Genomic DNA, 12,304 nt, shown 5'->3' with positions numbered 1-12,304 from the left:
GGTCAGTCGCAGATCTTGCGACGGTCCTTGCGCCACACCACCGCGACGGACGGACGCGGCTGGGACGTGCCGCCGTCCGGCCAGTGCGACAGCGGGTTGTTCGCCGACGCCCCGTCGATCTCACCGGGGTGCTGCACCGACACCAGGACGAAGTCCTCGGTGATGACCGGGCCGCACGTCTCCGCACCCCGCGGCACGGTGAGGAACTGCTTCACCTGACCGCGGCGCTTGCCCTCGACCGGCACCGCGAACAGGCCGTCGTTGGAGCCCAGCGCGTTGCCGTCCGTGGAGATCCACAGGTTGCCGTGCGTGTCAAACGCGACGTTGTCCGGGCAGGAGATCGCGCTGACCTGGGACTTGTCGAACCCGCCGAAGTACGTGCCGGGGTCGTTGGGGTCACCGCAGACCAGCAGCAGCTTCCACGAGAACGTGGTCGCCGTGTTGTCGCTGCGGCGCTCCTCGATCTCCAGCACGTGGCCGTGCTTGTTGCCGTTGCGCGGGTTGATCTCGGTCGGGCCCTCCTTGCCGGCCTTGCCGCGGTCGGTGTTGTTGGTGAGCGCGGCGTAGATCCGGCGGTTGTGCGTCGAGGGCTCGACGTCCTCCGGGCGGTCCATCTTCGTGGCGCCCACCTTGTCGGCGGCCAGGCGCGTGAAGACGTAGACCTCCTCGGCGGTGAAGCCGGGCACGAACGACCTGTCGTTGTGCGCCAGCGGGATCCACTCGCCGGTGCCGTCGAACTCGCCGTCTGCGGGGAGCTTGCCGGTGCCGTCGATCTCGGCGGCCGGGCTGTCGCCGGAGAAGCGCGCGACGTACAGCGTTCCCTTGTCCAGCAACTGCTTGTTGTGCTCGCGGGCGCGCTTCGACTGGCCCTTCTGCATCTTCTCGTCGGAGACGAACTTGTACATGTAGTCGAAGCGCTCGTCGTCGCCCATGTACGCGACCACGCGGCCGTCCTTGGCGACGATGACGTTCGCGCCCTCGTGCTTGAAGCGGCCGAGCGCGGTGTGCTTGACCGGCGTCGAGTTCTTGTCCAGCGGGTCGATCTCGACGATCCAGCCGAAGCGGTTGGCCTCGTTGGGTTCCTGGGCCAGGTCGAAGCGCTTGTCGAAGCGCTCCCACTGGCGCAGGGTCGCGCCGCCGCTGATGCCGTAGCGGGCGAACTTGGCCTTCGTGTCCGGGTCGGTCACGGTGCCGCCGTTGGCGAAGTACTGGTTGAAGTTCTCCTCGCCGGACAGGATCGTGCCCCACGGCGTGACGCCACCGGCGCAGTTGTTCTGCGTGCCCAGCACCCTGCGGCCGGTCGGGTCGGCGGAGGTCCTCAGGTGCTTCGAGCCGGCGGCCGGGCCCTTCACCTCGAACGGCGTGGTGAGGGTGATGCGGCGGTTGTACTTCTTCTTGTCGTCCGGGCAGACGAAGAGCCGGCCGGTGCGCGGGTCGCGGTCGACCATCACGACCGACAGGCCGTGCGCGGCCCACGCGATCTTGGCGTGCTTCTCGGTGATCGTCGTGGACGACCAGTCCTTGAACATGAACGACTCGGTCGTGTACTCGTGGTTGCTCACCATGAGCCAGCTGTTGGGGTCGCCCGGCACCGGGACGAGGCCGCAGAAGTCGTTGTTGAAGCCGAACTGCTTGGCCTGCGCCTCCGGCGTCTGGTTGTCGAAGTCGAACTTCGGCGCGTCGTCCAGCACCGCGTCACCCCAGCGGATGACGACGTCCTGCTGGAACCCCCGCGGAACGCTGAGCTGGTCGAGGGTGTTGGGCGCCACCGGCTCGAAGTTGAGACCGCCGGGGTCCTTGCCACCGCCGTGGCCGCGGCCGAGGGCCTCGGCGCCGGTGTGCGCCGGGGCAGCGGCAGCCGCACCGGAGAACGCCAGCGCGCCGGCACCGGCGGCGGCGACGACCGCACCCGCCTTCAGCATGCCGCGGCGGCTCACGACCTCCTTGACGACGTCGCCGAAGTAGGCGTTGCGCGACGAGTTGGGCGCCTCGTGCGCACACGCGTTGCCGCAGCGGAACTCGCAGGTGACGGCCTGACGCCCGAGCGGGTGGTTCGTCGGGAGCAGGGGCAGCAGGCGGCGGCCCCGATCGGTGGGTGAGGACACGCAGGCCTCCGAGATCGGTCAGTGTGGGAACTGGCCGAACCTAAGAGCCCAACGAGATCGCCCGCCGTCCAGCAGGTGAACGGCAGGCGAACTCGTACTACTCCCGAAAGACCACGGCACGCAGGGTGATCAGCCGATCTCACCGAGCTGACGACGGCCCTTGCGCCACACCGCGACGACCGACGGGCGCGGCCGGCTCGTACCGCGGTCCGGCCAGTTCGAGACGGGCTTGTCGGCGCTCGCGCCGTCCACCTCACCGGGGTGCTGCACGCACACGGTGATGACCCGCTCGCCGATCACCGGGCCGCACGTCTCGGCGCCGCGCGGGACCGTGAGGAACAGCTTGAGGTGACCGCGTTCCGGACCCTCCAGCGGCACGCCGTAGAGGCCGTCGTTCAGCCCGTTGAGCTTGCCGTCGGCGTCCGTGGAGATCCACAGGTTGCCGAAGCGGTCGAACGCCACGTTGTCCGGACTGGAGATCGGGCTGACCTGGGACTTGTCGTACCCGCCGAAGTACGTGTTCGGGTCCTCGGGGAAGCCGCAGACCAGGAACAGGTCCCAGTCGAACGTCAGCGCGAGCGCGTCGCCCTTGCGCTCGGTCAGCTCCAGCACCTGCCCGTGCCGGTTGTTCACGCGCGGGTTCGGCTCGGTCGCGCCCTCCCTGCCGGGGGTGACGCCGCGTTCGACGTTGTTGCTGAGCGCGCAGTAGACGGTGCCGGTGCGCGGGTGGCACTCGATGTCCTCGGGGCGGTCCATCTTCGTCGCGCCGACCTTGTCCGCCGCGATGCGCGTGAAGACGTACACCTCCTCGGCGGTCATGCCCGGCACGAACGACCTGGTGCCCGCGGCCAGCGGAATCCACTCGCCGGTGCCGTCGAACCTGCCGTCGCTGGGCAGCTTGCCGGTGCCGTCGATCTCCGAGACCGGGCTGTCGCCGGTGAACCGCGCGACGTAGAGCGTGCCGTCGTCGAGCAGCGTCATGTTGTGCCGGCGCGCGGCCTTGCTCTTGCCGGGCTTCATCTTCCCGGTGGAGACGAACTTGTAGATGTACTCGAACCGCTCGTCGTCACCGGAGTACGCGACCACGCGGCCGTCCTCGGCGACGCGGATGTTCGCGGTCTCGTGCTTGAAGCGGCCGAGGTGCGTGTGCTTGACCGGCGTCGAGTCCGGGTCGTGCGGGTCGAGCTCGATGACCCAGCCGAACCTGTTGACCTCGTTGGGTTCCTGCGCGAGGTCCCAGCGCTTGTCGAAGCGCTCCCACTTGCGCGTGGTCGCCGTGCCGGTGACGCCGTAGCGGCTCAGCCGCGGGTCGTTGCGGGTGGCGGCGTTGGCGAAGTACTGGTTGAAGTTCTCCTCGCCGGACAGGATCGTGCCCCACGGCGTGACGCCTCCGGAGCAGTTGTTGATCGTGCCGAGGACCTTCCTGCCGGTGGGGTCGGCGGAGGTCTTCAACAGGTCGCTGCCGGCGACCGGGCCGCGCACCTCGAACGGCGTGTTGAGGGTGATGCGGCGGTTGTACCTGCTGAACCGCGGCCGGTAGTGGCCGGAGAAGTACGACCGCTTGATCATGAACACCGACAGGCCGTGCGCGGCCCAGGCGATCTTGACCTGCTCCTCGGTGGGGTTGTTCGGGTCGTAGCCGCGGAACATGAACGGCTCGCTGGTGTACTCGTGGTTCGTGACCATGATCCCGCTCAGCTCCAGCGGGTCCAGCGGCAGGATCGCGGCGAAGTCGCAGTTGAAGCCGAACTGCTTCTCCTGCTTGGCGGCCGTCTGGTCGTCGAAGTCGAAGTCGGGGACGCCGGGGAACAGCGGGTCGCCCCAGCGGATCACGACCGCCTGCTCGTACCCCTCCGGGACGACGACCTCGTCCTTGGTGTTGACCTCGACCGGCGTGAAGTCGAGGCCCCTGGGCGGGCGGTGTCCCTGCGCCTCGGGCTGGGCGGCGGTGGTGACAACGTCGTCAGCGGCGGCGGCAGCGGTCGCGGGCAGTGCGACCGTCGCGGCGGCGGCGACCACGGCACCGGCCCTGAGGGCGGTGCGGCGGCTGACGAGGTCGCCGAAGTAGGGGTTGCCGGAGGTGTTCGGGACGTCGTGGAAGCACGCGTCCCCGCAGCGGTACTCGCATGTCACCGCTGCTCTGCCGATCCGGTGGTTGACGAGCGGCAGAGGGATCATGGTGGGGGCCTCCTACGGTCGGTTCGGGAACCGCGACCGACCGTAGTTCACCCTTCGTTAACCGACTAGCTGCTCACCGGCAATCACGACTTCCGTCGGTACCTCGTGCGTGTCCGTGCGGTTGAACGCCAGCAGCACCGCCGCGCCTGCGCACAGCACCGCCGCGACGACGAACGGCTGCGCGAGGTGGCTGACGAACGTCGCCGCCAGCGCGCCACCGAGCCAGCGCAGGAAGTTGTACCCGGCGCTCGCCACCGGCCGCGGCGCGTCGCTGACGCTCATCGCGGCGCCGGTGAACAGCGTGTTCAGCAGCCCGCTGACGACACCGCTGACGATCACGGCGACCACCAGCAGCGGCTTGCTCGGCACCGCCATCAGCAGCATCAGCGCGGCGAACGCGAGCACCGACCCGATGACCGCGCTCTTCTCACCGAAGCGGTCCGCGAGCCGCGGCGCGAGGAAGACGCTGGAGACGGCGACGCACACGCCCCAGCCGAAGAAGATGAGCCCGATCTCGACGGCACCCCACTGCAGCACGAACGGCGACCACGCCAGGACCGTGAAGAACGCGGCCGTGTAGAGCGCCGCGCCGATGGAGGTGCGCAGCAGAACGGGGTGCCGCAGCGCCTTGAGCGGGTCGAGCACGCCGATCTTCTGGCGTTCGTGGTGCGCGTCCCGAGCCAGGAACGTTGCACAAAGGACCAGTGCGACGGCCATGAGGACGGCGGTGCCGAGGAACGGCCCGCGCCACGAGAAGCTGCCGAGCAACGCCCCGAGCAGCGGCCCGACGCTCAGACCGAGCCCGAGCGCGGCCTCGTAGAGCAGGATCGCCCCCTTCTGCCCGCCGCTGGCCGCACCGACGATGACGCTGAGCGCGGTCGCGATGAAGAACGCGTTGCCGAGCCCCCAGACCGCGCGGAGACCGACGAGCTGACCGATGCTCCCCGCCGCCGAACACGCCAGCGTGGCGACCACGATCAGCGCGAGCCCGCCGACGAGCGTGCGCTTGGCCCCGAACCGCGCCGTCGCCGCGCCCGTGAAGAGCATCGCCACGACCTGCACGCCGAGGTAGGAGGAGAAGAGGAGGGTGACCTGCGACGGTGTTGCGTGCAGACCCTCTGCGATGGACAACAGGATCGGGTCCACGAGCCCGATCCCCATGAAGGCGATCACGGCTGCGAAAGCAGTGATCCACACCTGTTTGGGCTGAGCCTTGAAATTCACTTAGCTACCCTAACAGATTTACTTAGCATAGCGAAGTACAACGTGTCACAGTACGGTTCTCGTCGTGGAAGCGGTGATCTTCGACCTCGACGGCGTGCTGATCGACTCCGAGCAGGTGTGGGACGAGGTGCGCCGGGCATTCGCGGCGGCGCACGGCGGCACGTGGACCGCCGAGGCGACCAGGGCGATGCAGGGCATGTCGACACCCGAGTGGGGCGCGTACCTGGTGGCGCTGGGCGTCCGGCTGTCGGCGGACGAGGCCTCCGCCGGGGTGATCGCGGAGATGGAGAAGGCCTACGCGGCGCACCTGCCGGTGATCCCCGGCGCCGTGGACGCGGTCCGCTCGGTGGCGTCCCGTTTCCCGGTGGCGATCGCCTCGTCCGCGCCGGCCGTGCTGATCAGGGTGTTCCTGGACGTGACCGGGTTGCCGGTGCCCGTGGCGGTGTCGTCGGAGTCCTGCGCCGCCGGGAAGCCGTCGCCGGACGTGTACCTGCTGGCGGCTTCGCGGTTGGGCGTCGACCCGGCTCGTTGCTATGCCGTGGAGGACTCGACGAACGGGTTGAAGGCCGCGCTGGCGGCCGGGATGACCGTGCTGGCCGTGCCGAACCCGCACTTCCCGCCCGCGGAGGACGTGCTGGCCCAGGTGACGGTGCTGGAGTCGATCTCCGACCTGCCGGACGCGCTCGCGTAACCGGCCGCGAAGACTGGTGCTGAGCACCAGACCACAGTGCGCACATCTCCCGCCGCGCCCGCGCGGTGCCTAGCGTGGCCCGCATGACGCAACGAGTGGCTGTGGTGACCGGCACGGCGCAAGGCATGGGCCGGAGCATCGCCGAGGTGCTGCGCGCGGACGGGTTCACCGTCGTCGGGTTCGACCTGCGGGAGAGCGAGGGCGGGATCGTCGGCAACGTCGCCGACGCCCAGGACGTGCAGCGCCTCACCGAGCACGTCACGAGCACCTACGGGCGGGTGGACGTGCTGGTCAACAACGCGGGGATCGCCGGCATCGTGCCGTTCGAGGACACCACGCTGGAGCAGTGGCAGCAGATCATGGCGGTCAACCTGACCGGACCGTTCCTGCTCACGCAGGCGCTGGGCAAGGTGATGCTCGCGCAGCGCAGCGGCAGTGTCGTCAACATCGCGTCCGTCGCCGGGTTGCGGGGGGTGGCGGACCGGGCGGCGTACAACACGACGAAGCACGGGTTGATCGGGTTGACGCGCACGCTCGCCGTCGAGTGGGGCGGGCGGGGGATCAGGGTCAACGCGGTGTGCCCCGGCTGGGTCAAGACGGAGATGGACGTCGAGTCGCAGGCCGGTGGGTACTACGTGGACGACGACATCACGGACCACGTGCCGATGGGGCGGTTCGCGGCGCCGGACGACATCGCGCAGGCCGTGCGGTTCCTCGCGGGTGACGGCTCGAAGTACGTCAACGGGGTGGCGTTGCCGGTGGACGGCGGCTGGACCGCGGACGGCACCTGGCAGAGGCTGCGCCTCTCGAAGCGCTGAACGGCGTCTGCAAGTACCACCAACACCCGTGTTGGTGGTACTTGCAGACGACCGGACATCACTCGCCGCGGATGAAGGCCTCGACGGCCGCGTGGGCCTCGGAGTCCGAGTACTGCACGGGCGGGGACTTCATGAAGTACGACGACGCCGAGAGGATCGGGCCGCCGACACCGCGGTCCAGGGCGATCTTCGCGGCGCGCACGGCGTCGATGATGATGCCCGCGGAGTTCGGGGAGTCCCAGACCTCCAGCTTGTACTCCAGGTTCAGCGGCACGTCGCCGAACGCGCGGCCTTCGAGGCGCACGTACGCCCACTTGCGGTCGTCGAGCCACGCCACGTAGTCGGACGGGCCGATGTGGACGTTGTCCTTGCCGATGTCGCGGGACAGCTGCGAGGTGACGGACTGGGTCTTGGAGACCTTCTTGGACTCCAGGCGCTCCAGCTCCTTCATGTTGAGGAAGTCCATGTTGCCGCCCACGTTCAGCTGCATGGTGCGGTCGAGCTGGACGCCGCGGTCCTCGAAGAGCTTGGCCAGCACGCGGTGCGTGATGGTGGCGCCGACCTGCGACTTGATGTCGTCACCCACGATCGGCACGCCGGCCGCGCGGAACTTCTCGGCCCACTCCGGGTCCGAGGCGATGAACACCGGCAGGGCGTTGACGAACGCCACACCCGCGTCGATCGCGCACTGGGCGTAGAAGCGGTCGGCCTCCTCCGAGCCCACGGGCAGGTACGAGACCAGCACGTCGACCTCGGCCTCGCGCAGCGCCGCGACCACGTCGACCGGCTCGGAGTCGGACTCCTCGATCGTCTCGCGGTAGAAGCGGCCGAGACCGTCGAACGTGTGCCCGCGCTGCACGACCACGCCCAGCGGCGGCACGTCCGCGATCTTGATCGTGTTGTTCTGGCTGGCCACGATCGCCTCGGCCAGGTCGACACCGACCTTCTTCGCGTCGACGTCGAACGCGGCGACGAACTCGACGTCGCGCACGTGGTAGTCGCCGAACTGCACGTGCATCAGGCCGGGCACGCGGGTGCTCGGGTCGGCGTCCCGGTAGTAGTGGACGCCCTGCACCAGCGACGCCGCGCAGTTGCCAACCCCGACGATGGCCACGCGAACGGTGCGGCGATTTCCGCCCATTGCCCAGTCCTCCTTGATCAACGGTGAGTACTACTCGTCCTGCTCGGACTGTTCGTGCGCGATGAGCTCGTTGAGCCACCGCACCTCGCGCTCCGTGCCCTCCAGGCCCAGCCGGTGCAGCTCACGGGTGTAGCGGTCGATCTGCTCACCCGTGCGCGTGAGCCGCTCCCGCAGCCCCTCCCTGCGTTCCTCGACACACCGCCGCCGGCCTTCCAGGATCCGGATCCTGACGTCGGCCGGCGTCCGCGAGAAGAACGCCAGGTGCACGCCGAACGAGTCGTCGTCCCAGGTCTGCGGACCCGCGTTGACGAGCATGTCGGCGAACCTCTCCTTGCCTTCCGGAGTGAGCTTGTAGACCTTGCGTGCCCGACGTCCCCAAGCAAGGGCCGACTCCTCCGGCCCTTCCTCCACGATCAGGCCCGCACGCTGGAGTCGCCGCAGTGTTGGGTACAGCGATCCGTAGGAGAACGCGCGAAACGCTCCGAGCAGGTCGTGCAAGCGCTTGCGCAGCTCGTAGCCGTGCATGGGCGCCTCGTGCAGCAGGCCGAGCAGCGCGAACTCGAACACGAGTCACCTCCTCGCACCTGCACCGATAGGTGAGGTGATTATATCGACGCGATACATCGCGGACCCCTCTTCGTTGTGGGATGTGGCACACCGTGATACCGCCTCGGACCCTGCTGCCCTGAACGGCCCATCATCGGAAAGGACTCGGCACGTACTCTGGTCACGTGTTGACCCAACGGCAGGTCGTGGACTACTCGCTGCAGCGGCGTGCGCTGCTGGCCGAGGTCTACTCCGGCCGGACGGGCACCATGGAGGTCTGCGACGCGAGCCCCTACCTGCTCCGAGCTGCGAAGTTCCACGGCACGCAGACGGACGTGCCGTGCCCGGTGTGCCGCAAGGAACCGCTGACCCACGTGTCGTGGGTCTACGGTGACGAGCTGAAGCACGCGACCGGCTCGGCCCGCACAGCTGAAGAACTCGCGCGCATGGCAACCCTCTTCGACGAGTTCACCGTGTACGTGGTGGAAGTCTGTCGCACATGCAGTTGGAACCACCTGGTGCAGTCATACGTCCTGGGGAAGCGTGGGCTGGAAAAGCCACGCAGGAGGACTGCGGCGGAGTGAACCACCGGTGAGCCTGCTGCGAACGAAGTACGACCACCGAACCGTGTGCTGATGCACGCCGGTCTGGGAGGCCTTTTCACGTGAACGACCAGCATGATGACAGGCAGCGCGGCGGCGAGCCGCAGTGGCCGACCGGGGACGACCCGGACGGCGGCAGGCGCGATGCCCCGAATCAGCCGCGACCGGGCACTCCGCCCGGCGGTTTCGCACGCCCTCCCCAGGGTGGCACGCCGCCCGGTGGTTTCCCACAGCAGCAGCCCCCACGCCGCCCGAACGGACCAGGCGGACCCCAGGGCGCCCCTGGCGGGCCCCAGGGTGGTCCCGGCCGTCCGCAGGGCGGTCCCGGTGCACCTGGTCCCGGCAGCCCCGGTGGTCAAGGTCCCGGTGGTCCCGGTGGTCAGGGTCCCGGCGGTCCCGGCGGTCGCCCGCCCACGCCGCCCGGTGGCATGCCGGTCCCACCGCCTCCCGGCGCCCGCCGCCCCGGTGGCCCTGGCGGCCCCGGTGGTCCCGCCGGCCCGCAGGGTGGTCCCGGCCGCCCCGGCGTTCCCCCGCGCAAGCCCGGTGAGGAGCGGACCACGCAGCTACCCCCGGTCAACCGGCCGCCGGCGCAGCGCGAACCCGACCTGCTGACCCACCGCGAGCCCGACGACGAGTTCCTGCTCGCCGGCGCACCGGTCGACGACGACGAGTACTACGACGACGACGAGCCGGAGCTCACCGAGGAGGAGGAGCGCCGCCTGCGCAAGAAGAAGATCTGGAAGCGCGTCCGGATCGGTGCCTTCGTCGCGCTCGGACTGATGATCCTCGGTCCGGTGATCGCCGTCGCCGTGGCGTACCCGCTCGTGAACTGGCCGCGCCCGGACGAGATCGCGGCCGACCAGGACAAGACGATCACACTGAAGTACTCCGACGGCTCGGAGATGGGCAAGATCACCTCGCCCGGTCAGAACCGCACGATGCTGACCTACGAGGAGATCCCGGACAACGTCAAGCACGCGGTGCTCGCCGCGGAGGACGCGAACTTCTACGAGAATCCCGGCTTCGACGCGAAGGCCATCGTCCGCGCCGTGTGGATCCAGGCGACCGGCGGCAGCTCGGGTGGTTCCGGCCTGACCCAGCAGTACATCAAGAAGGCCACGGGCAAAGAAGAAGCGACGCTGACCCGGAAGTTCACCGAGCTCGTCAAGGCCTACAAGATGAGCAACGAGTCGGATCACAACACGATCCTGACCGCGTACCTCAACACGGTGTACTTCGGTCGTGGCGCGAACGGCATGAAGGCCGCCGCCCAGGTCTACTACAAGAAGGAGATGAAGGACCTCACTCCTTCCGAGGCCGCCTACATCGCGGGCATGATCCAGCTGCCGTCGTACTCCGAGGACAAGGACCACGCGCAGGGGCGCTGGGAGTTCGTGATGGGGCAGATGCTCCAGAAGGGCTGGATCGACCAAGCCTACTACGACGCCCAGAAGGTCCCGGTCCCGCTGCCGTTCGAGGAGACCCAGCCGCAGAGCCTCGAGGGCCCGCTCGCCCGCGTGAGCCAGCAGGTCCAGAACGAGATCGACAGCGACATGGTCGGCCTGACCATGGAGCGCGCGCAGAAGGTCGGCGTCACCGTCCACACGACGGTCGACCCGAAGATGCAGAACGCCGCGGTCGAAGCGGTCAACGCCGTGATGAACGGTGAGGACCCCGACCTGCGCACCTCGCTCAGCGCGATCGACCCGACCACGGGCGCGGTCCGGGCGTACTACCCGGGCAAGGACGGCCTGAAGGGCATCGACTACGCGAAGGGCACGATCCAGGAGGCCGGCTCGTCGTTCAAGCCGTTCGACCTCGTGGCGGCCCTGAAGATCGGCAAGGGCATCGGCGACACCTACGACGGCACCTCGCCGCGCAAGATCGCCGGCGTCGAGATCCGCAACGCCTCCAGCAGCACCTGCGGCCCGCAGTGCCCGATCAAGCAGGCCATGAAGGAGTCGCTCAACACCGTGTTCTACGACATGGTGGCGAACGACACCGGCCCCAAGGCGGTCGCGGACGCGGCCCACGCGGCCGGCATCCCGGAGACGGTGCCGTACGACGGCAAGCCGTTCCAGACGCTCGTCGGCGAAGGCGGCGGTCCGCCCAACACCGGTATCTCCATCGGCGCGGACAACGCCCGCGTCCGTCCGTTCGACATGGCCTCGGCGTACGCGACCTTCGCCGCCCGCGGCATGTACCGCCCGCCGTTCTTCGTGACGAAGATCGAGGCGCCGAACGGCGACCTGCTCTACCAGCACGTGGACAAGAGCACGCCGGCGTTCGACCCGGTCGAGGAGAAGAGCCGCGACATCGCCGACAACGTCACCGAGACGTTGAAGGAGATCCCGACCGGCAAGATCGCGTGCGCGGCGAGCCGCCCCTGCGCCGGCAAGACCGGTACGCACGAGCTCCCCGAGAGCAAGGACCAGAACTCGAAGGCCTGGATGGTCGGCTACACGCCGCAGCTGTCCACCTCCGTGTGGGTCGGCAAGGACAAGGGCGACCAGCCGATCAGGGACCGGTCGGGCAAGCCGGTCTTCGGCTCGGGCCTGCCCGGTCTGATCTGGAAGAAGTTCATGGACGCCGCGCTGGACGGCTACCAGAAGGAGTCGTTCGCGAAGCCCAGGCCGCTCGGCAACTTCAACCCGCCGCCGCCGTCCAAGCCGCCGGTGTCGAACACCGCTCCGAGCACGCAGACGAACACGACCACCACCGAGCCGACGCGGACGCCGCCGACCAAGACGACCGACCCGGACAACGGCAACTGCGGCATCCTGCCGTGCCCGCCGTCGGGCACCAAGCCGACGACCACGAAGCCAGGACCCGGCAACCCCACAGGTGGCCGAGACCCTGGTGACACGTAGCAGTTCCGCTGTCCGACAGGAAGCGAAGGGGCCCGACGCACCGCCGTCGGGCCCCTTCGCCGTGAAGGGCGCGGTGTGCCCCGGCCCGGATGTTGACCACGGCGAAACGGTCTTGGCCGTAACATCCCG

9 protein-coding genes are annotated in these 12,304 nt (G+C 68.9%); 4 read left to right on the top strand and 5 right to left on the bottom strand.

Going from position 1 to position 12,304, the window contains the following annotated elements:
• Nucleotides 1–2: 2 nt before the first annotated feature.
• From ACZ7CF_RS14790 to ACZ7CF_RS14780, 3 genes are all read right to left on the bottom strand, one after another.
• Entirely contained in the window at nt 3–2,105 is a 2,103-nt protein-coding gene (locus ACZ7CF_RS14790; protein ID WP_470369772.1) for a PhoX family protein, read from the bottom strand.
• A gap of 129 nt (nt 2,106–2,234) precedes the next feature.
• On the bottom strand, nt 2,235–4,283 hold the full coding sequence (locus tag ACZ7CF_RS14785; protein WP_360393930.1) for a PhoX family protein: 2,049 nt from the start codon (nt 4,281–4,283) through the stop codon (nt 2,235–2,237).
• 57 nt (nt 4,284–4,340) lie between these two features.
• Nucleotides 4,341–5,507 carry an MFS transporter gene (locus tag ACZ7CF_RS14780; protein WP_360393928.1) on the bottom strand — a complete coding sequence of 389 codons (1,167 nt, stop codon included), beginning with the start codon at nt 5,505–5,507 and terminating at the stop codon, nt 4,341–4,343.
• A gap of 64 nt (nt 5,508–5,571) precedes the next feature.
• On the opposite strand from ACZ7CF_RS14780, the gene ACZ7CF_RS14775 reads away from it, so the two are divergent.
• Both ACZ7CF_RS14775 and ACZ7CF_RS14770 read left to right on the top strand, forming a co-directional pair.
• A complete protein-coding gene (locus tag ACZ7CF_RS14775; RefSeq protein WP_470369771.1) occupies nt 5,572–6,198 on the top strand; it encodes an HAD family hydrolase in 627 nt (208 codons plus the stop codon).
• A gap of 83 nt (nt 6,199–6,281) precedes the next feature.
• The gene (locus ACZ7CF_RS14770) at nt 6,282–7,016 is read left to right on the top strand and encodes an SDR family NAD(P)-dependent oxidoreductase (RefSeq protein WP_458429868.1); all 735 of its coding nucleotides are present in this window, start codon (nt 6,282–6,284) and stop codon (nt 7,014–7,016) included.
• Nucleotides 7,017–7,074: 58 nt separating this feature from the next.
• On the opposite strand, the gene ACZ7CF_RS14765 is transcribed toward ACZ7CF_RS14770, so the two are convergent.
• Both ACZ7CF_RS14765 and ACZ7CF_RS14760 read right to left on the bottom strand, forming a co-directional pair.
• Nucleotides 7,075–8,157: an inositol-3-phosphate synthase gene (locus tag ACZ7CF_RS14765; RefSeq protein ID WP_360393915.1), complete on the bottom strand. Its 1,083-nt coding sequence runs from the start codon at nt 8,155–8,157 to the stop codon at nt 7,075–7,077.
• A 30-nt stretch (nt 8,158–8,187) separates the two neighbouring features.
• Nucleotides 8,188–8,724 (bottom strand): PadR family transcriptional regulator, encoded by a 537-nt coding sequence (locus ACZ7CF_RS14760; RefSeq protein ID WP_360393912.1) that lies wholly within the window; start codon nt 8,722–8,724, stop codon nt 8,188–8,190.
• A 164-nt stretch (nt 8,725–8,888) separates the two neighbouring features.
• Between ACZ7CF_RS14760 and ACZ7CF_RS14755 the strand changes: the two genes are divergently transcribed.
• On the top strand, nt 8,889–9,287 hold the full coding sequence (locus tag ACZ7CF_RS14755) for a DUF5318 domain-containing protein (RefSeq protein WP_360393909.1): 399 nt from the start codon (nt 8,889–8,891) through the stop codon (nt 9,285–9,287).
• A 446-nt stretch (nt 9,288–9,733) separates the two neighbouring features.
• Nucleotides 9,734–12,175, top strand: coding sequence for a transglycosylase domain-containing protein (locus ACZ7CF_RS14750; protein ID WP_470369770.1), 2,442 nt, complete (start codon nt 9,734–9,736; stop codon nt 12,173–12,175).
• The last annotated feature ends 129 nt before the right edge of the window (nt 12,176–12,304 follow it).

This window comes from Lentzea sp. NPDC036955, assembly GCF_055608005.1.
The sequence above is the reverse complement of the archived record's forward strand: the minus strand, read 5'-3'. Positions and strand labels throughout refer to the sequence as shown.